At 42.6% G+C, this 23,704-nt stretch carries 21 protein-coding genes; 11 read left to right on the plus strand and 10 right to left on the minus strand.

The window, feature by feature from the left end; genetic code table 11:
• Positions 1-9 precede the first annotated feature (9 nt).
• On the plus strand, positions 10-1,134 hold the full coding sequence (locus tag CYL31_RS15480) for an alkene reductase (protein ID WP_212916079.1): 1,125 nt from the start codon (positions 10-12) through the stop codon (positions 1,132-1,134).
• Between the two features lie 80 nt (positions 1,135-1,214).
• On the opposite strand, the gene CYL31_RS15485 is transcribed toward CYL31_RS15480, so the two are convergent.
• The 8 genes from CYL31_RS15485 to CYL31_RS15520 all read right to left on the minus strand — a co-directional run bounded on the left by CYL31_RS15485 (position 1,215) and on the right by CYL31_RS15520 (position 9,951).
• Positions 1,215-2,039 carry a phosphodiesterase gene (locus CYL31_RS15485; protein ID WP_212916080.1) on the minus strand — a complete coding sequence of 275 codons (825 nt, stop codon included), beginning with the start codon at positions 2,037-2,039 and terminating at the stop codon, positions 1,215-1,217.
• Positions 2,033-3,127, minus strand: a complete 1,095-nt coding sequence (locus CYL31_RS15490; protein ID WP_212916081.1) for an ABC transporter ATP-binding protein — start codon at positions 3,125-3,127, stop codon at positions 2,033-2,035. Before CYL31_RS15490 ends, CYL31_RS15485 begins: the two co-directional genes overlap by 7 nt.
• An 81-nt stretch (positions 3,128-3,208) precedes the next feature.
• Complete coding sequence (locus tag CYL31_RS15495) at positions 3,209-3,997, minus strand: ABC transporter permease (RefSeq protein ID WP_212916082.1); 789 nt, start codon at positions 3,995-3,997, stop codon at positions 3,209-3,211.
• 1 nt (position 3,998) lies between these two features.
• Positions 3,999-4,811, minus strand: a complete 813-nt coding sequence (locus tag CYL31_RS15500) for an ABC transporter permease (RefSeq protein ID WP_212916083.1) — start codon at positions 4,809-4,811, stop codon at positions 3,999-4,001.
• An 82-nt stretch (positions 4,812-4,893) separates the two neighbouring features.
• A complete protein-coding gene (locus tag CYL31_RS15505; protein WP_212916084.1) occupies positions 4,894-5,901 on the minus strand; it encodes an ABC transporter substrate-binding protein in 1,008 nt (335 codons plus the stop codon).
• Between the two features lie 18 nt (positions 5,902-5,919).
• Positions 5,920-6,939, minus strand: a complete 1,020-nt coding sequence (locus CYL31_RS15510; RefSeq protein WP_212916085.1) for a substrate-binding domain-containing protein — start codon at positions 6,937-6,939, stop codon at positions 5,920-5,922.
• Positions 6,940-7,223: 284 nt separating this feature from the next.
• Positions 7,224-8,012, minus strand: a complete 789-nt coding sequence (locus CYL31_RS15515) for a nucleoside-specific channel-forming Tsx family protein (protein ID WP_249411604.1) — start codon at positions 8,010-8,012, stop codon at positions 7,224-7,226.
• Between the two features lie 292 nt (positions 8,013-8,304).
• A complete protein-coding gene (locus CYL31_RS15520; protein ID WP_212916087.1) occupies positions 8,305-9,951 on the minus strand; it encodes a GGDEF domain-containing protein in 1,647 nt (548 codons plus the stop codon).
• A gap of 317 nt (positions 9,952-10,268) precedes the next feature.
• Here CYL31_RS15520 and CYL31_RS15525 point away from each other — a divergent pair, with 317 nt between their 5' ends.
• The 8 genes from CYL31_RS15525 (at position 10,269) to CYL31_RS15560 (ending at position 18,248) form a co-directional block, all read left to right on the plus strand.
• Positions 10,269-10,988: a UTRA domain-containing protein gene (locus tag CYL31_RS15525; RefSeq protein WP_212916088.1), complete on the plus strand. Its 720-nt coding sequence runs from the start codon at positions 10,269-10,271 to the stop codon at positions 10,986-10,988.
• A 253-nt stretch (positions 10,989-11,241) separates the two neighbouring features.
• Positions 11,242-12,270: a putative 2-aminoethylphosphonate ABC transporter substrate-binding protein gene (locus tag CYL31_RS15530; protein WP_212916089.1), complete on the plus strand. Its 1,029-nt coding sequence runs from the start codon at positions 11,242-11,244 to the stop codon at positions 12,268-12,270.
• 141 nt (positions 12,271-12,411) lie between these two features.
• A complete protein-coding gene (locus CYL31_RS15535) occupies positions 12,412-13,488 on the plus strand; it encodes a putative 2-aminoethylphosphonate ABC transporter ATP-binding protein (RefSeq protein WP_212916090.1) in 1,077 nt (358 codons plus the stop codon).
• Positions 13,488-15,233, plus strand: coding sequence for a putative 2-aminoethylphosphonate ABC transporter permease subunit (locus CYL31_RS15540; RefSeq protein ID WP_212916091.1), 1,746 nt, complete (start codon positions 13,488-13,490; stop codon positions 15,231-15,233). Before CYL31_RS15535 ends, CYL31_RS15540 begins: the two co-directional genes overlap by 1 nt.
• Positions 15,234-15,246: 13 nt before the next feature.
• The gene (locus CYL31_RS15545) at positions 15,247-16,167 is read left to right on the plus strand and encodes an EamA family transporter (RefSeq protein ID WP_212916092.1); all 921 of its coding nucleotides are present in this window, start codon (positions 15,247-15,249) and stop codon (positions 16,165-16,167) included.
• A gap of 31 nt (positions 16,168-16,198) precedes the next feature.
• Positions 16,199-16,852: an HAD family hydrolase gene (locus CYL31_RS15550; protein ID WP_212916093.1), complete on the plus strand. Its 654-nt coding sequence runs from the start codon at positions 16,199-16,201 to the stop codon at positions 16,850-16,852.
• 114 nt (positions 16,853-16,966) lie between these two features.
• The gene (locus tag CYL31_RS15555) at positions 16,967-17,665 is read left to right on the plus strand and encodes an AHH domain-containing protein (RefSeq protein WP_212916094.1); all 699 of its coding nucleotides are present in this window, start codon (positions 16,967-16,969) and stop codon (positions 17,663-17,665) included.
• A 19-nt stretch (positions 17,666-17,684) separates the two neighbouring features.
• Positions 17,685-18,248, plus strand: a complete 564-nt coding sequence (locus CYL31_RS15560) for a hypothetical protein (RefSeq protein ID WP_212916095.1) — start codon at positions 17,685-17,687, stop codon at positions 18,246-18,248.
• 116 nt (positions 18,249-18,364) lie between these two features.
• Here CYL31_RS15560 and CYL31_RS15565 read toward each other — a convergent pair whose 3' ends face one another.
• Both CYL31_RS15565 and CYL31_RS15570 read right to left on the minus strand, forming a co-directional pair.
• Positions 18,365-18,700 (minus strand): chaperone modulator CbpM, encoded by a 336-nt coding sequence (locus CYL31_RS15565; protein ID WP_212916096.1) that lies wholly within the window; start codon positions 18,698-18,700, stop codon positions 18,365-18,367.
• A 3-nt stretch (positions 18,701-18,703) separates the two neighbouring features.
• Complete coding sequence (locus CYL31_RS15570) at positions 18,704-19,672, minus strand: DnaJ C-terminal domain-containing protein (protein WP_212916097.1); 969 nt, start codon at positions 19,670-19,672, stop codon at positions 18,704-18,706.
• Positions 19,673-19,935: 263 nt separating this feature from the next.
• On the opposite strand from CYL31_RS15570, the gene CYL31_RS15575 reads away from it, so the two are divergent.
• Entirely contained in the window at positions 19,936-22,122 is a 2,187-nt protein-coding gene (locus tag CYL31_RS15575; protein WP_212916098.1) for an OsmC domain/YcaO domain-containing protein, read from the plus strand.
• A 220-nt stretch (positions 22,123-22,342) separates the two neighbouring features.
• Positions 22,343-23,530, plus strand: coding sequence for a murein transglycosylase domain-containing protein (locus tag CYL31_RS15580; protein WP_212916099.1), 1,188 nt, complete (start codon positions 22,343-22,345; stop codon positions 23,528-23,530).
• The last annotated feature ends 174 nt before the right edge of the window (positions 23,531-23,704 follow it).

A 23,704-nucleotide genomic window follows, 5' to 3' on the forward strand; every position in this document is an offset into this window, starting at 1 on the left:
ATAACCAAAATGCCAACGAACAATACCACTCAGACAACACTTTTTTCACCGCTAACATTTTTAGGACAAGAACGACCACATCGTGTTGTTATGGCGCCAATGACTCGCGCTAGAAGCACTCAACCTGGAGATGTACCGAATCAAATGAATGCGATCTATTACGCACAACGTGCATCAGCAGCGCTTATTATTAGCGAAGCAACACAAATATCACCGCAAGGAAAAGGCTACTCTTTTACCCCCGGAATTCACAGTGCAGAACAAGTGGAAGGATGGCGCTTAGTGACGAAAGCGGTTCATGCCAAAGGCGGTAAAATATTTCTACAACTTTGGCACGTTGGCCGTATGTCTCACCCAGATTTTCACCAAGGAGATTTGCCTGTAGCCCCTTCCGCGGTGCCATTTGAAGGACAAATATGGAAAGTAGACCCTACCACCAATAGAGGAATCATGGTCGATTGCCCAACTCCTAGAGCATTAAGCAAAAAAGAAATTGCAGCCATCATCAAGGATTTTCGACATGCGGCACAAAATGCAATAGACGCAGGTTTCGACGGTGTTGAAATTCACGGAGCAAACGGTTATTTGATCGATCAATTTCTTCGCACCACCTCCAACATTCGACACGACGAATATGGCGGCTCACGAGAAAACCGTCTGCGTCTCCTAAAAGAAGTAGTTATTGCAGTGGCCGACCAAATAGGTCCACAGCGCACAGCCATCCGCTTAGCGCCGTTTTTAACCGCACGAGGTATGAGCTGCCCAGATATTTTACCAACAATTACCGACGCCACTGAGTTCTTAAATTGTCTAGGCATTGCCTATCTACACCTTGTCGAGGCTGATTGGGACGATGCACCAACGTTCACCGAGTCATTTAGACAAACAATACGCCAAAATTTCAGTGGTCTAATAATAGTTGCTGGTAAATACGACCTTCCTAGCGCGGAATGGGTCATCTCAAATGGCTATGCTGACCTAGTTGCTTTTGGGAGAGACTTTATAGCGAATCCAGATTTACCGAGACGTTTAGAGCAAAACTTACCTCTTGCCTCCTTCGACGGATCGACGCTGTTTAGCGGTTCTGAGATAGGATACAGTGATTACCCAGCGTGGGGAGAAGATAATATCTAATACAAAAACTCACCTATAACAAAGCAAGAGCCTGTCATGCAATGTGACAGGCTCTCAGACTAATAGAGACTGATAAAATCTCAATCAATCAGCTTGTTGTTCTCGTCGAAAAAGGGAAACGGTCCTGCTGATGTTCCTCCTGATTCAATGTAACTGATATGACTCACAACACTATCTGGTTCAAGTTTAAATAACTGAATGGCTGGCGGCTCCAAGGAAAACCTCGATGGCGCATTAGGATTTAAATCCAAGGTCACAGCATGACTATGAGATGGTCCAACCCAAACCGGCAAGCCATTCCATGTGGCGTATATAGCACGATGTAAATGTCCTGCTACCAAACCTTTGACTTGCTCATGATGTTGAAGCACTTGCCATAGATCATCGTCACTGAGAAGTTTTTGCACATCCATATGATCAATGCCTACCTTCATCGGCGGATGATGAAGAAAGATCATTGTCGGCAAGGCGTTTTGTTCACAAAGCTTAGCATCCAACCAAGCTAACGATTCTGGCGTTAGTCTTCCATAAGGTTTACCCAAGACGGAGGAGTCCAGACCAATTAAATGGTAGCCATCGACTAATTGGGAAAAATGGCAATATTCAGAGTGATCAAAACTCACAAATCCATCGAAGGCTGCACGAAGGTGATCCCTGTGATCATGATTACCAGGGATCACTTTGACAGGCGCCTTAAGTTTTTTTAGCTCAGGCACTAGGACATCGTATTCTTCAGACGTACCAAAATCGCCTAAGTCACCGGTTACTACCACCCAATCAGGTTGAGGCGATAAAGCATTGATATGACTCACTGCATTTTTTAAGCACTGCAAAGTATCCACTTTTTGATAAGCGATTTTGCCATTTTTTTTGATGTGTAAATCGGTTAACTGAGCAATTAGCATACTACTTCCTCTGATCCAAAATTAGGTAATAACACAAGGCGTGAAGGTGGAATCACTAAGCCAACCCGATCACCTTTGCTGTAGCGCTTTCGCTCAAAACAATCCACATGTACCAACTCATTCACCCCTTCGACACTAACTAATACTCGTGTTCTGTCTCCTAAAAACACGCTATGTGAAACAGCGCCTTTTAGCGTGGCGTCTTCAAACGAAGTTAATCGCATATCCTCAGGACGAGTCATACAACGGATTCGCTCGTTCTCTTTGTAGGTGGAATAAAAGGTTTCAGGTAACGGAATAAAATTCGATCTAAAAGACAGGGCTTGACCATTGAGCAGGCCATCAAAGTGGTTCATCTGACCAATAAAATTCGCAACAAACTCGCTTTGAGGCGATAAATAAACCTCTTCTGCCGTACCAATTTGCGCAATTTCACCACGATCCAAAATAGCAATACGATCCCCCATTGCCATAGCCTCTTCTTGATCATGAGTTACATAGACGGCTGTAATACCTAAACGTTTCAACAAGGTATTAATGTCGGTTCGCAAGCGCTTTTTCAGTAAGGCATCCAAGGCAGACAAAGGCTCATCGAGCAAGAGCACCTCAGGTTCGGTTATAATGGCACGCGCCAAAGCGACTCGCTGACGCTGCCCCCCAGACAACTGATCAATGCCACGGTGGGCGTAAGGTTCTAGATCAAATAGCTCAAGCATTTCTTGGACTTTTTTCTCTTTTATCTCTTTGCTTTCACCACGTACTCGCAATCCATAAGCAATGTTCTCGCTCACGTTCATATTGGGAAACAATGCATAGGATTGAAACACCATGCCGACTCGACGTTGTTCAATAGCAACCTTGGTCACATCTCTTTCACCAAACAAAATTTGGCCGCCTTGATCACAAAACTCTAAGCCAGCGATAAGGCGTAACGTCGTGGTTTTGCCACAACCAGAAGGCCCCAGTAAAACTAAAATTTCGCCCTTCTCAATATGCAGGTCTAAAGGCTTTAAAGCCAATGTCCCGTCTGAAAAAGTTTTCTGCACCTGCTTTAAAGTAATCGCCACACTTGTTACTGTATTTTTCATTATGTTACTCATATTGTTGGAGACCTTTGCACAACTTCGTGCAAGGGTCTCTATTCATTCATGAATACGGTTAACTTCGGATTAAGTCGTGCGTTTGGGTTTGCGATTCAACCATTGCGCCGCGATCAATAAAGGCAAAATCATACCTAGAAAAATCAACGTATAGGCTGAGCTGACTTCCAAACGCATGGAGGCATATGAATCCGCCAAACCAACCGGCAAAGTCTTAGTCAGTGGTGTGTGCAACATCCACGTCAGGTTAAATTCCCCTGCTGACAAAGTCAGTGTCATCAACATGCCGCTGACAATCCCTGTTTTGCAATTGGGCACGATGACATGAAAAAAGCGCTGCCAAAAACTCGCCCCCAAACTGGCGGCGCCTTCTTCCAACACGCGAAAATTGATACTTTGTAAAACCGCCAATACCGACTTCACCATGAAAGGCAAAGTGAAGATCACATGCCCAACTAAGATAAACAGCCAACTCATGCGAAATTCACTAATGCCGCCATAGACAGAAATCAGACCCAGCGCAATCGCCATACCGGGAATGGCGATGGGTAGCGTCAAACACTCATCCAAAAATGCTGATAATTTGCTGCGTGTTCGGGCCAAATAATACGCACAAGGCACGCCTACGCAGAGATTCACTAACGTGGTCACCAAGGCAATTCCCATGGTTAACCAAATGGTATCGGAATACATATTCCACACCTGATCGACCCAACGAAGAGTCAAGCCACTCTTAATACCGACAAAATAGTTATTGGTTAGGCCTGCGGTGATCGACATAAAAATCGGTATAATCAAAAAAGCACAAACGAGCAAGGTGAAAGCAAGCTGCAGATAAAAATACACACCCTTTTTCATATCAGCCTCCCATTCCTAATGACGAACCACCTTGGCGACGCGCGATGGTCAAACACAACCAAGTAATAAACCCAAGAATCAAGCTCAATGCAGCTGCCATAGCAAAGTTCGCGTTTAGAGTAAATTCGGTATAAATCGTCATAGGCAAAACATTCAGGTTGGTTGCCAAAGTAAACGCCGTACCAAACGCCCCCATAGAAGTGGCAAAACAAATAGAGCCAGAGGAAATCAAACCCGGTGTTAACGCAGGCAGAGTTACATCTCGTAATAACTGCCAGCGATTAGCGCCTAACGAGCGACCCGCTTCGATCAAGTTATGATCCAATTTCTCTGCCGCACCCATTACGGTAAGCACGACACGAGGAATGGAGAAGTACAAATAGCCAATAAAGAGACCTGAAATAGAATAGGCAAGCGTCCAGCGCTCCCCCGTCAGAGCAAGGCCAAGCTCAGCAAATAAACCTTGTCGCCCCGCCAACATAATGACAAAAAAACCAATCACCACACCAGGAAACACTAACGGAAAACTCAACATGGCGACCAATATCGATTTGCCTTTGAATTCATAGCGAGTCAAAAACAGCCCCACAATAGTAGCAATAACCAAACTAGCGATGGTCACCACGGCAGACAGTAAAAAGGTCGACCAAAGGCTTTTTAAATACATCGGCTTGGTCAAAATATACCAATAGCTAATGCCATGCTGCTCAGCCAATGAAAGCCATACCAGCTTCACCATTGGCAATAGAAAAAATGCCAGACTAACAATCAGCGCGGGAATAATTAATAGAGAATATTGCCTGTCTTGCTTCATAAAAATATTTCTTTACATGATTTCTTAAATACGAGCGAGTAAATAAAAGAGCGGCATACTTCCCGCTCTTTTCATCATTCCATTAACGAACTTCGTTTAAATAACGCTGAGCAAAACCACTTTGAGCTTCTGCCATCTTGGCAAAGTCCACGGTTTTGGCGCGTTTATAATCCGACTCAGGTAAGAATTTTGCTTCAATCTCAGGCGTCATTGCAGTAGTAATAACTGGACGAAGGTAGGCTTCAGCCCATACTTGTTGACCCTTATCAGATAAAACAAAATCTAATACTTTGTGGCCATTTTCTGGGTGTGGCGAGTTCTTCACCGCACTCATCACATAAGGCACAACCACAGAACCTTCTTGAGGAATAACAAACTGCACATTCGCACTGTCTTTGTATTTGGCGCGGTATGCGTTGAAGTCATAATCTAGAAGAATCGGGATTTCACCAGATATGACACGAGCGTAAGCGGTTTGCTTCGGAACAATAGGTTGGTTCTTCGCCAACTTTTTGAAGTAATCAATTGCTGGGGTAAAGTTGCTCATATCGCCGCCAAACGATTGGTTAATTGCCACCGCGCTGGCATAACCAACAAAAGCACTGGTAGGATCAAGATAAGCGACCATTCCCTTATATTCTGGTTTTAAAAGGTCGTTCCATGATTGTGGAACGGGTCTACCATCTAACGCGTCTTTATTAACAAAAAAACCAATAGTGCCAGAATGGATCGCGAACCAGCGACCTTGAGGATCTCTCAAGTCTTGAGGAATTTTTTCCCAGTTTTTCGGTTTATAGGATGCAACAACGCCCTTTTCTGCCGCTTTGATCCCAAAAGACACACCGTAATAAACCACATCGGCCACTGGGCTATTTTCTTCCGCTACTAATTGCGATAAAGACTGACCCGAGTTTTTGTTATCCATTGGAATGGAAATACCTAAATCCTTTTTGATCAGTTCAAGCTGTCCACCCCAATTCGCCCATTCTGGTGGACAGTTATAACAAATTGCATCCGCTGCATAAGACGCTCCAGCGGTTAGTCCTAACGATAGAACCGCCAGTTTAGAAACCTTTTTAAAGATACTCATTGAACTTTCTCCTGCTATTTAAATAACGCTTCGCATTACGGACGGCTGACATTCAGCCACGGTTCCCACAAAGTGGGTTTGGTAATCTAACTTTCTTGCTAAAGACAACGCTGATTTATGCTTAGCGTTAAATAACAAATCCACTGCACATATCCCCATGTCATGATGCGGCACCTGAATCGTGGCCAATGGCGGATACAGAATTTGCCCCAAAGCCATACCATCAAAACCAACGACTGAGACGGTTTCTGGCACAAGAACGCCTTTTGTCTTGAGGTGATTTACTAGCTTCAAAGCCAACAAATCATTGCTGCAAAACCAGGCGGTTGGGGCGCTTGAGGAATCAAAAAAAGACGATTGGGTTTGATCAAATGGTGTTAAGGCGTATTGATCGACTTCTATTAACTGCACAGAAGATAAAGATAAATCTTTTTTCAAACGCTCGGTAAAGCCCAAATATCGCTGTTTGGCTCTATCAGAAGATTGAAAACACCCTGCCACCATGCCAATTCGCTTGTGTCCGAGCGCCAAGAATTGTTCTGCGACTTCGCTGCCTGCTTGATAGTTATCGACATACACACAAGGCTCATCTGACGATTGGTTATGGACGAGACAAAAAGGAAAGTTGAACTCACGTAATAAAGACAACGCTTCGTTATCTTCTACCGAGGTGGTGGTCAAAATCACGCCTGCAACACGCTGGCGAATCAAGTCGATAATCGCCTGCTTTTCAAGACTACGTTCATATTGGGTATCAACAACAATAACGGAATAGCCGAAATGGCGAGCTCGCTTCTGTATCCCCGACACAATTTCAGAAAATACTGGATTAAGTAAGCTTGGAATCATTACCCCGATTGTAGGATTGTGATTCCAATCCACCTGCTTAGAGGTCTGATTAACATCGTAGCCGGTCAACCCCACTACTTTTTCAATACGAGCACGCGTTACTTTATTTAACGGGCCAGTATTGTTTAAGCATCGAGAGACAGTCGCAGGTGAAACTCCCGCTAATGCTGCTACATCTTTGATGTTCATGATTACCCTCTTCTACAACCATAAGATGCTGCGAAGTATAGAAATCATAAGTGACGAATTTGTGACAAGAAAAGGCATTTATGAGCAAGTTAAAAGATTTTAAATGCAATTTTGTAAGTATTTATTAGAATTTAATAGATGAAACGCTATCGTTTCATAGTAAAAACACGATATAAAAAAGATCAAAAAACAATCAAAATAAATCTAGAAAAGCAAAAGCCAACGATCAAAACTGATCGCTGGCTTTTAAAAGGGAAACGCTTGCTTTTTAGGGCCTATAAATTTTAGAACTTATAAGTCGCCGAGATGTAGTGAGAGAACCCTGAAGATTTGAATCCTGGAGTATCATCAATACCATAAACATCTTTGAATATTTTCAGACCGTAGCCCAATGCATAACGCTTAGAGTGCCAATACAAACCTTGGAACGTCGCGCCACCATCAGTAGATGTCACATAATCACTGTCCATACCAAACTGATAATCTACATAGCCTTGATACGCTAAGAATGAACCATTTTCAAAATTCATAATAGGTTTAAACCAGTTTGCGGAAAACTGATAGCCATTCCAACCATTTCTGTTGCCAAAACTCTGATCGTACAAAGCATACAGGTTCATACCGACTTTACCCAACCAAGGCATATCGACGTCTGCACCCAAACCAATAAAGGAATTGTTAGTACCGTTTTGACCGCCATCTAAGCTAAATAGAGTCGATACATAAAGCTCTTGCACCGCACCAAATGACAGATCTTTACCTGTCATACCATCTAATGAGAAACGCGGTGCTAACTTAAGAAACATCTTATCGCTATCAGATTTATCATTGGCGTCGGTAGATGTCACATTGAATACATCAAGGTATCCATATAGATCAACGATGCCAGAACGGCCGCCAAATTCTAGCTCAAGGTAATCATGACTCGACTCGCCAGGAAGCTCATCAAAGGTATACATCATATTGAACTGACGCCAAGAATAATCGTTTTTATGAATGTCATCGGAATAATCTGCAGCAAACCCTGTGCTAGCAAGAACCAAAGTAGAAAGACCCAAAAGTGCTTTACGCATCAGTTTCCCCTCAATCAATACTGTGTGATTAATGTGAATAAAATGTGACCAAATGGTCAGAAACATGCATATTACAGTTTTTTTAAGGAGACGCAATTTAATTTAAAACTATATTTAAATTAAATTAAATTGCACAGAAATGGATAAATTGAGGGATTTATTGCACCAAAAGGGAATATAACGAAAAACCAGAAAGAGCAGGCTTAACAGCAAAAAAGTAGCGAATATATAAATATCTCACACATTTCTATGCCCAACATTAGTGCGCGGCATATCAAGAACCTCTAACACACTAGTCGTTAACAATGACTCTATTTCGACCTTGCTCTTTCGCTTTATAAAGGGCTGAATCCGCGCGATTAAGTACCTGCTCATGATGACGATCTTCTACGTTATACATAGCCACGCCAAAGCTCGCAGTAATATACAATCCAGCACTCATTTCTTCCGTTTCAAGTTCTTGGCGCAGGACTTCGGCAATATTCAGGGCTTCCTGAGCAGATATTGTTGGCAATAAGATAGTAAACTCTTCACCACCAAACCGTGCAACCATGCCTTTATCTGCAACTCTATTAGCAAGTAATTTGGCCGTTTTCTTAAGCACAGTATCACCCACAGTATGTCCATATTGATCATTCACTTTTTTAAAGTGATCTGCATCTACCATGATGATAGAAAACGTACTATCGGATGCTTGAGCAGAGGCAAACTGTTTTAATAACGCCTCATCTAAAGCCAAGCGATTGAAGCTATTAGTAAGCGAATCTTGCCTAACAATCGCCTCCAACTCAGCGGTTCTGGTGCGTACTTTTTCTTCTAGAGTCAGGTTCATTTTTAATAAAGATTGCTCTCTATCCAATAATGAAGACATCATTTCCTGTAAAGAGCGACTTAAACTAGTAATTTCATTTAACTGACTATCATCTTGGAAAGTAAGATGACGATTACCTTGTTGAATGCTTTTTGCAGTTTGAGCCAGACGCTCTATCGGACGACTTAATGTGCCAGCAAATTGATAAGCCAGCAGCATACAAAGTAAGGTTGAAAACACACCTAAAAAAAGCAACAACTTATGAACTTCATTAACGACAGACATAGCAATAGACAATGGCTGACGCACCACAATTTTCCACCCTAGGTTTGTTGACTCAGGAGATCGCACAGATACTAAACTGGTCAGATACTCCTTATCATCTTGCCACATCAATGTTTTAAATTGGCCATTACTTGGTAATACTTCTGGTACCCTAAAATCACTAAGATGATTATCTGGATATAAAATATTGTGCTCTTTATCAATAATAAAGATGTCGATACCTTTCTGCCTTGACGCTTCAGCCAATGAAGACAATAAAACCTCTCGAACCCAGCTCCAGTCAGCATGCGTCGCTACCACACCTTTAAGCGCACCATTTTCCCCTATTACTGGAGCCGCAAAATCGACAAAGCGAATTGGTGCGCCATCTTTCGGTTTAGGAAGTAATTTTTCGAGCAATAAAGCCTTATGTACATCACCAACAAAAGGACCTGTACGACCATGAATAAACCAAGGACGCTGACTGACATCAGCCCCCTTCAAAACACCATTGCTTGACGCTAGCACCAAGCCATCAAGATTAGCAAAGCCGATCCAAGCATAATTCTTATATGAGTTCTTAATTTGATCTATGTCGTGCTGTAATTCGCTTAAGTCTTGGTTAGCATACAAAGAAGAGCGCTTACTTAGCAGAAGAATCTCACGCTCACGTTCCATAAGATTTGCTGACAATATATTAGAAATAGATTGACTAATATTTACTAAAGACTCACCACTGGCCTCGGATAGACGAGTAGAAGCCAGTTGATAAAAAGAGGTAACAAGCACCAAGCTTAGGGAGAGCAGTAAGCCTCCAGACAAGAGAGTAATGCGTTTTCTAAAAGTATTGAAACCTCTTAGCATAGCGTGTAAACCTGTCATTAGGTAAAATAGCGTGTAAACCTGTCATTAGGTAAAATAGCGTGTAAACCTGTCATTAGGTAAAAAGTAAACTGCGTATTTTAGGCATGATAACATGCCTCTGCTTGCACTTTACATGCATAATCAAAAAAGTTTAACGCATCAAAATTGAACACTTTTCCATCATACTGCTCAGTTTTAACTCAATTGGTTAGCTCATTAATTCAAAAAGTACTGAAATTCATTTTTGATTTTTGAGTCAAAAACAAAAAAGAGTATATTGAGATAAATTTTTCACTCTCTTTATTTTCAGGCACTCCATGTCCAGCAGCCATTATCAACAAATACAACGTTACTTTAGTGAATTGATTGCAAATAAAGCCTTACTAGCAGGTTCAAAGCTCCCTTCTGAAAGAGAGATAGGCGAGCAATTTAAACTAACTCGCATCACGGTACGACAAGCACTGCAAAACCTAGAGGCTGAAGGCCTCATCTATCGACAAAATAGGCGTGGCTGGTTTGTCACGCCTCCTGCTGTGGTATACGACCCAGCCAGTTACCTTAGTTTCAACTTGTATGTATCTGAGCAAGGCTGTCAGCCATCTACACAAAAACTGGCTCAACAATTAGAACCAGCAAACGCCCATATTGCCACTCTGATGGGAATTCCAGAAAAAACGCCAGTGCTGTTCTTGCATCGCCGACGTTATATTGATCAACGCCCAGTATTGATCGAGAAAATGTACATTAATATTGCACTATTACCTGGCATTGAAAACGAAGACCTAACTCAATCATTAAGTCAGCTATTGAAAAATAAATATCAGCTTGAATATCACAATATGGATTTATTTTTTAAGTCCACCTCTCTTCCTGCTCACGCGGCAAACGATTTGGAGATTTCAGCTGGCCAACCTGGCCTTCATATCGAGCGAATAAATTACCTAACCAACGATGAGAATAACAAGCAAGTACTTGAAATAGATTACGAATTTTGGCGACATGATGCTGTCACTATTAATATATCTATTCGTGATTAAGCACTTTTCACTCAGCTTTTGCTTTTCCTATCGACAAAAAAAAAACACCAGTTTATCTGATAAATCTGCCAACTTTTCTCTCTCTTAATTTCCTCCTTGTCATATAAATGACATTTTTGGCTGCTATTTTGCATTAACAAATCTGGTATAGACCAGATTAACGAGTTGATGCTTTTTTGGTGCAAAGGGTCATGTCTCTGCTCACCAAAATATTCATCACCTCTCATTCAATACAAACGATGGAGAAGTGAAGATGACACAGAGAGCCCTTTTTAAACGTCTTGCCGCCACGGCTGGTATCGCATTGGTTTCCATTTCTGCACATGCAGCGAAAACCGAATTAACGGTCTACACCGCTATTGAAGCAGAAGATCTTAAAAAATACGCGGCACGCTTTAACGAAGACAACCCAGACATCAAAATCAACTGGGTGCGCGATTCTACTGGCATCATCACGGCTAAATTGTTGGCAGAGAAAGACAACCCTCAAGCTGATGTAGTTTGGGGACTTGCGGCCACCAGCCTAATGCTATTGAAAAACGACGGCATACTCGACGTTTATAAGCCAAACGGTTACGACAAAATCTCGCCTAAATTCAAAGATCTCTACAAAGAACCCGTTTGGGTCGGAATGGATGCTTGGATGGCGGCAATCTGCTTCAACACAGTAGAAGCAGAAAAATTAGGTCTACCTAAACCAGCATCTTGGCAAGATCTGACTAAGCCTGTTTACAAAGATCACATCATCATGCCTAACCCTAACTCATCTGGCACAGGTTTCCTTGACGTAAGCAGCTGGTTGCAAATGTTCGGAGAGGACAAAGGCTGGGATTACATGGATGCATTACACAGCAATGTTAGTCGCTATACCCACTCCGGCTCTAAACCTTGTAAATTAGCGGCATCTGGTGAAATTCCAATCGGTATTTCTTTTGCCTTTCGTGCCGCAAAATCGAAAAAACAAGGTGCGCCGTTGGACATAGTCTTTCCAACAGAAGGCCTAGGCTGGGACATGGAAGCAACCTCTATTATCAAAGGTACTAAAAAGCTCGAAGCAGCAAGAAAACTTGTCGATTGGACGATTTCTAAAAAGGCCAATGAAATGTACAGCGAAGGCTATGCTGTTGTTGCCATGCCAGGCATTGCTAAGCCTATTGATTACTTCCCAGAGGATGCAGAGTCTTTGATGATCGATAACGACTTTGAATGGTCTGCCAAAAACCGCGATGCGATTCTGACCCAATGGCAAACTCGCTACGACAGCAAAAGCGAACCGAAATAAGAAAATTATGATCGTAAGAATCTCTTTTCCCCTGCGATCATCGTCAATTGAACCGCGCGAACATCGCGGTTCAATTGTTTTATTTCAGAGCAAGCATCCATCTTGATTAATTAAACGCTCACGACTGAAAGAGGACCTATCATGTCCAACCAAACCTACTTGGAATTGCATAATATTGATCAAATGTTTGGCACACACCAAGCGTTAAAAAACGTGTCATTGAACATTGCCGAAGGAGAATTTGTCTGTTTTCTTGGGCCTTCTGGCTGTGGTAAAACCAGCTTATTACGCATAGTGGCGGGATTGGATACACCGACGTCAGGACGTATTTTTCAAGCTGGACGCGACATCACTCACGCTCCAGTCAACCACCGAGACTTTGGTATTGTCTTTCAATCTTATGCTCTGTTTCCGAATTTAAGCGTCGCTGACAATATTGCTTATGGCTTGGTATCCCAAAAAGTATCTACCAACGAACGACGCGCTCGTGTAACAGAATTATTGGCAACCGTTGGCCTGTCTGGTAGCGAAGGCAAGTATCCAGCGCAACTATCAGGTGGACAGCAGCAACGTGTCGCCTTAGCTCGCGCTCTAGCAACGTCACCCGGTTTATTATTACTCGATGAGCCATTATCTGCACTGGATGCACGGGTTCGCGCCCACTTGCGCCAAGAAATCAAACAGCTTCAAGAAAAGCTTGGCGTGACCACCATCATGGTAACTCACGACCAAGAAGAAGCCTTAACCATGGCGGATCAAATCGTCGTGATGAACCAAGGTGTGATCGAACAAATCGGCACACCGCAAGAGATTTATGCCAATCCAATATCACCTTTCGTGGCCGAGTTTGTTGGCGAAATGAATTTCTTAAGCGCTAAAGTTAGCGGCGTAGGTCAGATGCAGTCTGGCAACTTAACACTGCATTGCGATTCTTCATCAACATTACCTATTGGTCAGGCCGCGCAACTAGCGATTCGCCCAGAAGATGTGCGCTTTCAAGCTGATAATTCAGCAGGCAATATCCTTAATGCTCGAGTACTAAACTTAGAATTTTTGGGCTCTAGGGTTCGTTCCTCATTGAAGTTAGAGGACCATGAACGTCCAATTATTGCCGATATTTCCATGAACGAAATGTCTCGCCTCAATTTAGTCCTTGGGCAAAATATCGTGTGTCAGTTCCCCCATGATCGTCTGCATATTTTTGGAGGCGCTGCATAATGCATTCAGTAACACAACAATCTAGCACCATAGCGAAAGAGCAACCTTGGTACTCTTCTAAAAAATACTTTTCTCATCAGCATCAACGCCGCAGCCTAGATGAATGGTCATTGGGTGGCATTTTAATCATTGGCGTACTAGCTCTGTTTATTTGCGTAGTCTTACCTCTGTATTCTTTGCTATCAAAAAGCGTGGAAAATAGAGAGGGAGAGTTTATTGGCTTAGCCAACTTCGCAAAATTTATCGATACACCAAGTTTGTATAGCTCAGTCAGCAACTCTTTATTCATTGCCCTGTTGTCTATGGTGATCGTCACCAGCTTAGCGTTTTTAACCGCTTACGCCATCAGTCGCACTCGCATTCCATTAAAAGGCTTTTTTCGCATTGTCTTGGTCTTACCGATTTTGGCGCCATCTTTGTTGCCAGCTATCAGCTTGGTGTATCTATTTGGCAATCAAGGTATTTTGAAAGAAGTCTTAATGGGCGAAAGCATTTACGGCCCAATTGGTATAGTTATCGGCTCATGTTTCTGGACTTTCCCTCACGCCTTAATGATCATGCTAACCGCACTAGCAAATACAGATGCACGATTGTATGAATCCGCCGAAGCGCTCGGCGCATCGCCTATGCGCACCTTTTTCACGGTGACTTTACCTGCGGCTAAATATGGCATTATCAGCGTCGCCTTTGTGGTGTTTACATTAGTGATCACAGATTTTGGCGTACCAAAAGTTATCGGTGGGCAGTTTAATGTGCTCGCGACAGACATTTACAAACAAGTCATCGGTCAACAGAATTTTGAAATGGGTGCGGCTGTCAGTGTGATTCTTTTATTGCCAGCTATTTTGACCTTCATAACAGACCGTTGGTTACAACGTCGTCAGTCTGCGTTATTAACATCGAAAGCCGTGCCTTGGACACCACCTACTCGTAGCATTATTGACAAGGCTTTTTTCGCTTTAATGCTAATGGTTTCCACAATTATTTTGGGCGTGATTGCTATGGCCGTTTACGCCTCTTTGGTTACCTTCTGGCCTTACAATCTCTCTTTATCACTGAAGAACTATAACTTTGACCTAATGGATGGCGGCGGTTGGGAGTCTTATTGGAATTCGATTCAATTGGGTATTTATACAGCTGTCATCGGCACTGGGTTTATCTTTTTCCAATCCTATTTGGTCGCCAAATTAGCTGGTTTTAAGCTGTTAAAATGGTTTTTCCATTTATTCTCGATTCTGCCATTGGCGGTACCTGGCTTGGTACTAGGCTTAGCCTATATTTTCTTCTTTAATGCGCCAAACAATCCGCTTAACGGAATTTATGGCACCATGGCGATTCTCGTCGTTTGTACCATCAGCCACTTTTATACTGTGTGTCATCTAACGGCAACCACAGCGTTAAAGCAGATTGATCCAGAATTTGAATCCGTCTCGGCCTCACTTAAAGTTCCACAGATATTGACCTTCTGGCGCGTGTCTTTACCCGTCTGTATGCCGGCTGTATTAGACATCGCCAGCTACTTATTTGTGAATGCGATGACAACGGTTTCTGCTGTGGTATTTTTATACTCCTACGACACCAACTTGGCGTCTGTCGCGGTATTAAATATGGATGACGCCGGCGATATTGCTCCTGCGGCCGCCATGGCGGTGATGATCATGCTGACTTGCATGGTTGCTCGCCTTATTCATTGGTTGCTAGGCAATGTGGTCCTCAAACATACACAGCATTGGCGCACACGCTAGGAGCAATTGATCGATGACAATCACCGCCATTGTGCTGGTTTTAATTTCCACCTTTATGCACGCTGGATGGAACTTCTTTGGTAAAAAGACAAGCCCAACTCTGGGCTTTTTCTTCTTAACCATGGTGGCGGGTGCGGTATTTTTCTCGCCATTTGTTTTCTGGCAGTGGGATTTGATTAAGGCTTTTAATAGCAAAATTTTAATTTTGTTACTTGCGACTGGCTTTTTTCAATCGATCTATTTGTGGGGCTTAGCAGAAGCTTATCGAGCTGGCGATATGTCTATCGCCTACCCTATTGCTCGCTCTTCGCCATTAATCATTGTCGCGATTTCCAGCACATTATTAGGCCAACAAAGTACGATTTCCTCACAAGCGGTCATCGGCATTATCATGATTGTTGTCGGTTGTTTATTCATTCCATTAACAAGCTTTAGAGATTTCAAACTAGCGAACTATCAAAACCGCACCACAGCTTTTGCCCTACTGGCAGCTTTTGCGACAGCCGGCTATTCCCTTGTCGATAGCCATGCAACAGAACTAATGCGCGACTTAAGCGACGCCTCGGGAACACCATTAGCTAGCCCTTGGCAGGTGTCTCTGGTTTATGTGGCGTTGCAAAGTGCTTTCGCAGTTATTTGGATGGTCTGGTTTATTTTGTCCACACAAAAGCAACGTTTAACCTTTCGCCAGATGTTTATCAAACAATGGCGTGTGGGCTTACTAACCGGCGCCTTGATGTTGGGAACCTATTCATTAGTGATCCTAAGTATGGCGTTTGTAACTAATGTCAGCTATGTGGTCGCCTTTCGCCAACTAAGCATTCCTTTGGGTGTGCTTCTTGCCGTCATTGGCCTTGGTGAATCACTCAGGCTTCCTAAAGTTGTTGGAGTTTTCATTACTTTTATTGGCCTTATTGCTGTGGCATTAGGCTAATTTTTTATCTGTTTTACTATAAGGAACAACCATGGCACTGGCCTTTTTCGATCTTGATAACACCCTTGTCGCTGGCGATACCGCTCAAGCATTTTCTGAATACATGGTAGCGAGCGCCCTGCCTACTCCTGACGACTTTCTCGCCGTCAACCTAGCCTACATGGAAGACTACGATGCAGGTACGCTCAAGTTAGACGAGTACATGCATTACACCTTATCGCCATTATTTACTTTGGGCGAAACACAACGCGCCGCATTCATCGACGAGTTCATCAACAAAGTCGTCAAAGGCATGACATTGCCTAAAGCCTTCGACCTGCTCAAACAGCACAAAAAAGCAGGCGACGAACTCATCATTATCTCCGCAACGGGCACACACTTAGTCGCCCCTATAGCCGCTTATCTTGGCGTAAAACATGCGCTAGGTGTGGACATCGAATACAAAGAAGGCTTCATCACAGGCAAGCTGGTTGGCACACCGACCTTCCGTGAAGGCAAAGTTATCCGAGCACAACAATGGGCCAAAGCAAACGGTCACACTATGGACGACACCTATTTTTATAGCGACTCTCACAATGATTTGCCACTGTTAGAAAAAGCACGCTTCCCTATTGCCGTGGACCCAGATCAGATCCTAGAAAAAACCGCTAACGAACGTAGCTGGAAAGTGATTAGCTTGCGTTAATGCTTCACTAGGCTTGCAGGTAATTCAAAGTTATTAGCTAAACTTGCATTAAATTGACTTCCTAGTGAAAGCTACTTAGTATTTTTCGCATCTGAACGATACAAGGAAAGTAACATGATAAGACAATATGCAGAAATCCCAATGCCAACAAGACCTAGTGACCCTACACCACTTGAGATGGCAATTTATAACTATGAATTAAAAGCTCGTGAGTTCCACAATACTAAAAACGCAGAAGTTTCTTTAGATGAAACAACTGAAGACAAAGCTAAACGGCTTTTACAAAGAGATCAAGATTGGAACCACTTAAAATTAGAGCGCAGAAAAATAGCAATACAAGCTAGACAGCAAGAGCAATTAGAGAAATATCGCTCAGAAAACCGAGAAAAATCAATAAAAGAACTATCCCAAGAGGCACACCATCCAACCAAAAAACTAGCAAAGAATCTCTTAGCGGTCGGAGAGCCTAAACCAACGACAATTCACGAGCCTCATCATATTATTCCAGGAAAAGGCCGACACCTAAAAATGCTGATGGTACAGTGTCGATTGAATCTGCATGCTTACGGTATTGGAATTAACGATCCTACTAATGGTATTTGGCTACGTAACTTCGCAAAAAATAAACCTAGTGATTGGGCTACTCCAGATTCCCCATCTCATAGACCGCTACACACACACAAATATGAACAATGGATTGCTGACTTTTTCTCAAACGATAATTTACCAGAAAGCGTATTTACGAAGCGACTAAGTAAGGTAAAACGAGATCTTAAAAATGGTACTCATCCATCAAATATTTTAAATACATAAAATTAGAGAAGTAATACCTATGACCGTTTATAGAATAAAGTATCCTGAAGACAGTTTTGAGGTAATTGATCTTGATATGTTTGCATTTGCTGAAATTCTTGGAGATGAAGATTTAACATTAGTACGAAGCCAGCCAAGAACGAATGAGCCACTAGCATCACGCTGGGGTAATGTCGAATGCAATATAGCAGAGGAATGGAAGAATAAGACTTTACCAGCTATATCCTATTGGGGAAGTTATCTTATTTTCACTCAAGTAGCGCACGATGTGTTTGTAAATAGTCTCAAACCATTTGGAGAGTTTCTACCATTGCTAGCAGATGGCAATCAGCTGTATATATACAATTGCCTTACTTTTGTGGATGAAGAGGAAACTCAATGTATTCGTTCTTATGAGGATGGCTATCCTATAGGATTCAAATCGTTAGCCTTTGAAAAAAATGATCTAAAAGACAAACAGGTCTTTAAATCTAAGCTTTTTGGGACACAAACATTATTCGCGACAGAAAGCTTTAAAGCACTATTTTTCAAAGAAAAAATGAACGGAATAAAACTCGATACAAACTTGATTAGTCCTTTCTAATTATTATCGAACATAGCCCTTAATATCCTAAAAAAGTGATGAGCTTGCGTTAGAAAATAGTCCAATAGCGTAGAACCAGATCAAAAATAGCGTTATTTTTGATCTGGTTCTACTTATCAATCGGAAGGCAGCTGATTCTTTAATACGTCAATATGCTTTTGCAATAGATCTATTTCATCCATCAGCTCAAGGCTCAATGCCACACCAGATAAATTCAACTCCAAACCATTCATCAAGCGTTGTGCTCGCTGCAGTCGAACTAACGCATGACTATCAAAGTACCAAACAGATTCCGTTGGTTGCTCAATTGGTTCGACCGGTTCCACAATACCGTATTCGATCATTTCGATTATGATGTCAACGTGCGTACCACATCGCTCGCAAATCTCTTCAAGAGTGAATAACATATGTTCATGTTGAGATTCGATTATTACTATCTCTGACTTAGACACCTTCTACCTCTCAAAAACGTGGCGTGGGTTAAATTCAGACTCACACTCAGCTAATTGCTGATAAAGCGCTTCGGCTTCACTGCTGTGCACTTTTGGCAAGCTAATTTGTAAAGTTACGATCTGATCACCAGAGACTTCACTTGCTTTACCAACCAAGCCCTTACCTTTTATGCGAAGTTTATTACCACTACTCGCGCCTTTCGGAATTTTTAACTTCACTTTACCGCTAAGCGTTGGTGCTTCTACACTGGTTCCCAAAGCTGCTTCCCAACAGGTAATGGGTAAAGTTAGTAAAATATTCTTTCCATCAACCGCAAAGTAAGGATGCGGTGCGAATTCAATCTCAAGTAACAAATCCCCAGCTTTTCCACCACCAACACCCGCTTCGCCTTGTCCGGCCAAACGAATATGTTGTCCCTGTATAACACCAGCAGGAATCTTCACATTTAGGGTTTTATCCCGCGGCCTTATAAAACCATTTTGATCTGGCTCGGACACTCGCAAAGATAACTGTCGTTGACAGCCAAGATGTGCTTCTTCCAAAAACAAAGCGATTTTATGATGTATATCGCGGCCTCGCTGATTGGCCGAACGCTGAAAATCATCCGCGTGACGAAATCCGCCGCCACTCGCCCCAAAAATAGAATCAAAAAAATCACTATAATCAGCGTTACTACTTTGACTATGTGACCTTTGACCCGCATGAGCAGATTGCCAATCAGGCGGTGGCTGAAAGCCGCCATCTGCTCGACGAGAGCCTTGCTTACGCAATACATCGTACTCAGCGCGCTTTTCTGGGTCTTTTAAAACTGTATAGGCTTCGCCTACCTCTTTGAATTGCTGCTCAGCGTTGGTTTCTTTGCTGACATCAGGATGATATTTTCTAGCGAGCTTTCGGTAGCTCGCTTTTATTGCGGAAGCATCGGCATTTTCAGCGACACCCAGAATCTTATAATAATCTTTAAATTCCATACTGCATCACTTCCATCAGTGTATTCACTCTTCTAGCATCATAGACCTTTCCACCGTGATAGCTGTTTAAATTTCAAACAACACTGATATAGGTCTAAAGAATCAAAGAGAAAAAACAGCGCTATGGCATTTAGTTTTTCAGAAACACCGATTTGATTTTACTCAGCCCCCCTCTATCACCGATAATTCCGGCTAATGACTCACCCCAGCCGATGAAAGGTTTTGGTAGAGCAACTCGCATACAAAAGTGGAAACCCTATTCAATGGAAATCAAAGTTAATTTTCTCGACAATCTGAGACTTGAAGCCAAGTTTGACGATTTTACCGTTATCACCGATCAGCCGATCCGCTACAAAGGCGATGGTTCTGCACCAAGTCCATTTGATTACTTTTTGGCGTCTTCTGCTTTGTGTGCGGCGTATTTTGTCAAGGTCTACTGCAAGGCTCGCGATATCTCCACAGACAACATCCGTTTGTCGCAGAACAACATTGTCGATCCAGAAGATCGCTACAACCAGATTTTCCAAATTCAAGTCGAATTACCAGACGATATTTCTGACAAAGACCGCGAAGGCATTTTGCGTTCTATTGACCGCTGTACTGTTAAGAAAGTGGTGCAAACAGGGCCTGAATTCAAAATTGAAACCGTTGAAAACCTAGACGCAGACGCTAACGCCATGTTGATGGGCCAACCTGATAGCGCGACGAGTACCGTGATTCTTGGTAAAGACTTACCACTAGAGCAAACCATTGCCAACATGACGGCCATGCTAGCGGATCTTGGAATGAAAATTGAGATCTCTTCATGGCGCAACATAGTACCGAACGTTTGGTCACTGCATATTCGTGACGCAGCGTCGCCTATGTGTTTCACCAACGGTAAAGGCGCATCCAAAGAAAGCGCGCTGTGTTCCGCTCTTGGTGAGTTTATCGAACGCTTGAACAACAACTTTTTTTACAACGACCAATTCTTTGGTACTGAAATCGCCAACAGCGAATTTGTCCATTACCCAAATGAAAAATGGTTTGCGTTAACCGAGGACGATTCTCTGCCAGAAGGCATCTTAGATGATTACTGCCTAGAGATTTATAACCCAGACGGTGAGTTGTTTGGCTCGCACTTGATTGATACTAACTCAGGCAATAAAGCACGCGGCATTTGTACGATTCCTTATACCCGAAAATCCGATGGTGAAACGGTTTACTTCCCGTCGAACCTGATCGAAAACTTGTTCCTAAGTAACGGCATGAGCGCAGGCAATAACCAGCAAGAAGCGCAAGTGCAATGTTTGTCGGAAATTCTAGAACGCGCAGTTAAACGCCAAATCATCGAAAACGAAATTGTCTTGCCAGATGTACCAATGGAAGTCTTGGAAAAATACCCAAGCATCCTTGCTGGCATCAAGGCATTGGAAGAACAAGGCTTTCCTATCGTAGTAAAAGACGCCTCTCTTGGCGGTCAATTCCCCGTAATGAACGTCACATTAATGAATCCGAAAACCGGCGGTGTATTTGCTTCTTTTGGTGCGCATCCAAGTCTTGAAGTGGCGTTAGAACGCAGCTTGACCGAGCTAATGCAAGGCCGTAGCTTCGAAGGCTTAAACGATGTACCAAAGCCGACGTTCAACAGCATGGCCGTCACAGAGCCAGAAAACTTTGTTGAACACTTTATTGACTCAACCGGTGTCATTTCTTGGCGCTTCTTCAGCGATAAAAACGACTACGACTTCTGCGAGTGGGACTTTTCAGGCTCCAATGAAGAAGAAGCCAACGCCATGTTTGGTATTTTAGAAGAACTAGGCAAAGAAGTGTATGTGGCCGAGCTGACAGATTTAGGCGCATCAGCTTGTCGTATTTTGGTACCAGATTATTCCGAAGTGTATCCAGTGGAAGACTTGGTGTGGGACAACACCAACAAGGCGCTGGATTATCGTGAAGATATCTTGAACCTACATTCTTTAAGCGATAAGCAACTAACCAACCTAGTAAATCGTTTAGAAGACAGCCAGCTCGATAACTACACAGACATTCCTACCTTGATTGGTATCGTATTTGATGAAAATACTGTCTGGGGTCAGCTGACCATCATGGAACTGAAAATCCTAATCTATTTGGCCCTTGGTGCTCACGAAGAGGCGTTAGAACTAGTCGGTGAATTCCTACAGTTTAACGACAATACCGCCAAACGCAGTTTGTTCTATCAAGCCATGAACTGTGTACTGGAAGTGACCCTAGACGAAGAATTAGAGCTGGACGACTTTATCCATAACTTCAGCCGTATGTTTGGCAAAGACGTTATTGAAAACGTCGTTGGTTCTGTCACCGGCGATGTGCGTTTTTATGGTCTCACTAAAACCAGTATGCAGCTTGAAGGTATCGAACCACATTTGCGCTTGATCGAAAGCTACAAAAAACTGCATCAAGCTCGTAAAGCCAACGCAGCCAAATAATCGGGTCACCTAATAAGTTAAATGGATTTAACTTAAGCGATAAAAAGCGAACCTTCGGGTTCGCTTTTTTATTTGTATTATGTAATGAAAATAGTATTTACTGGTTTTCCACCAAAGGAGACGATTCTGATATAATTTTAATTCTAACTATTTAGCTTAAAATGCTTTAACGGCAAACTGCCGTTCTTCAATATCTTTTATTTATATGAGTGACAACTGAATGTTTAATAATATCGTTCGCCAATCCACCTTTGTATCAATTGGCCTTGTATTACTAACATTAAGTGGCTGCGAATCCATTCCGTTATCTTTTGACTCAGCAGATTCGGTAAAGCAGTTATCAAAACAGATAAAAGAAGCCGATAGTATCGAAGATGTAAAAGCCATCGCCAAACAAGCGAAAGTTACTAGAAACCAAGTAAGGGCAGATATTAAAGCGATTAAAGCCTTATATGCAGAGCTTGATCAAAAAGTGAATAAAAAATGGGGCAAAAATAATAGCGAACTGCCCGAGAAGAAAAAGTATGTAAAATATACTAACGACTACCAAGCAAGAACCATTGTCGATTTTGACAAAGGCACGGTACGCGTCGAAACACTCACCACCAGCTCGCCACTTGATACCCTAAAACAAGCGGTTACAACCACACTCCTCACCACAGCAGATCCAACCAAAACCGATATTTTCTCTAGCGACGCACCAGATACCGAAGGCGTACCTTTTTTGTATCCGCAAGTCATGGATCACGATGGCAAACTAGTACAATATCGTTGGCGAGCAGAACGTTACGCTAATTATCTTGTCTCAAATAAACTGAAAAAATCCAGTTCTAACGGCAGCACAGTTTACGCGGTTGAATTCAACCTTGTTGCCCAGCACGAACACCTACGCCAAGAAAAATACAGCCAATATGTGATCGCCGCCGCCAAGCGCTACAACTTATCACCAGCACTCATCTACGGCATTATTGAAACCGAAAGCTCTTTTAACCCTTACGCCGTCAGCCCAGCGAACGCTTATGGTTTGATGCAAGTGGTACCAGCCACTGCTGGTCGAGATGTTTATAACCTAGTGAAAAAGAAATCAGGCGAACCAAGCAAAGAAGTACTTTTCTCTCCAGAAAATAACATCGATATCGGCAGCGCTTACTTACATATTTTACAGACGCGCTATTTAGTGAAAGTTACCAATAAACTAAGCCAAGAATACTCAATGATTTCCGCTTACAACGGTGGCACTGGTAATGTATTAAAAACATTTGATACCGACCGAACACGCGCAATGAACAAAATAAACCAAACATCCACCAGCAATGTGTATAAGAAACTTAGATACAACCACCCTAGAACCGAATCTCGTAATTACTTAGAGAAAGTCACCAAAGCTAAGAAAAACTATGAGCAATAGTCGTCGAACTCTTCTATGGTCAAAGCAAAATGACAACCTTCCTCGAAACTATCGCCTACCTCGTCGAGGTGTCATTTTGCTTCGAAATAAAAAGTATTGGAGAATAAATATTTAAATACTGCTAGCCAAAGAGGTGTAGCACTAGAAGAGAAGCGGACTTACTGTCGCAGTAAG

Origin of the sequence: Marinomonas sp. A3A, assembly GCF_018336955.1 — a bacterium.
Classification (GTDB): domain Bacteria; phylum Pseudomonadota; class Gammaproteobacteria; order Pseudomonadales; family Marinomonadaceae; genus Marinomonas; species Marinomonas lutimaris.

Bases quoted from the DNA above. Each gene is read 5' to 3' on its own strand.
- CYL31_RS15570 (WP_212916097.1), bottom strand. From the start codon at position 19,672: ATGGAATTTAAAGATTATTATAAGATTCTGGGTGTCGCTGAAAATGCC.
- CYL31_RS15485 (WP_212916080.1), bottom strand. From the start codon at position 2,039: ATGCTAATTGCTCAGTTAACCGATTTACACATCAAAAAAAATGGCAAA.
- CYL31_RS15490 (WP_212916081.1), bottom strand. From the start codon at position 3,127: ATGAAAAATACAGTAACAAGTGTGGCGATTACTTTAAAGCAGGTGCAG.
- CYL31_RS15515 (WP_249411604.1), bottom strand. From the start codon at position 8,012: ATGCGTAAAGCACTTTTGGGTCTTTCTACTTTGGTTCTTGCTAGCACA.
- CYL31_RS15530 (WP_212916089.1), top strand. From the start codon at position 11,242: ATGACACAGAGAGCCCTTTTTAAACGTCTTGCCGCCACGGCTGGTATC.
- CYL31_RS15575 (WP_212916098.1), top strand. From the start codon at position 19,936: ATGGAAATCAAAGTTAATTTTCTCGACAATCTGAGACTTGAAGCCAAG.
- CYL31_RS15495 (WP_212916082.1), bottom strand. From the start codon at position 3,997: ATGAAAAAGGGTGTGTATTTTTATCTGCAGCTTGCTTTCACCTTGCTC.
- CYL31_RS15525 (WP_212916088.1), top strand. From the start codon at position 10,269: ATGTCCAGCAGCCATTATCAACAAATACAACGTTACTTTAGTGAATTG.
- CYL31_RS15555 (WP_212916094.1), top strand. From the start codon at position 16,967: ATGATAAGACAATATGCAGAAATCCCAATGCCAACAAGACCTAGTGAC.
- CYL31_RS15540 (WP_212916091.1), top strand. From the start codon at position 13,488: ATGCATTCAGTAACACAACAATCTAGCACCATAGCGAAAGAGCAACCT.
- CYL31_RS15580 (WP_212916099.1), top strand. From the start codon at position 22,343: ATGTTTAATAATATCGTTCGCCAATCCACCTTTGTATCAATTGGCCTT.
- CYL31_RS15550 (WP_212916093.1), top strand. From the start codon at position 16,199: ATGGCACTGGCCTTTTTCGATCTTGATAACACCCTTGTCGCTGGCGAT.
- CYL31_RS15480 (WP_212916079.1), top strand. From the start codon at position 10: ATGCCAACGAACAATACCACTCAGACAACACTTTTTTCACCGCTAACA.
- CYL31_RS15505 (WP_212916084.1), bottom strand. From the start codon at position 5,901: ATGAGTATCTTTAAAAAGGTTTCTAAACTGGCGGTTCTATCGTTAGGA.
- CYL31_RS15510 (WP_212916085.1), bottom strand. From the start codon at position 6,939: ATGAACATCAAAGATGTAGCAGCATTAGCGGGAGTTTCACCTGCGACT.
- CYL31_RS15545 (WP_212916092.1), top strand. From the start codon at position 15,247: ATGACAATCACCGCCATTGTGCTGGTTTTAATTTCCACCTTTATGCAC.
- CYL31_RS15560 (WP_212916095.1), top strand. From the start codon at position 17,685: ATGACCGTTTATAGAATAAAGTATCCTGAAGACAGTTTTGAGGTAATT.
- CYL31_RS15535 (WP_212916090.1), top strand. From the start codon at position 12,412: ATGTCCAACCAAACCTACTTGGAATTGCATAATATTGATCAAATGTTT.
- CYL31_RS15520 (WP_212916087.1), bottom strand. From the start codon at position 9,951: ATGCTAAGAGGTTTCAATACTTTTAGAAAACGCATTACTCTCTTGTCT.
- CYL31_RS15500 (WP_212916083.1), bottom strand. From the start codon at position 4,811: ATGAAGCAAGACAGGCAATATTCTCTATTAATTATTCCCGCGCTGATT.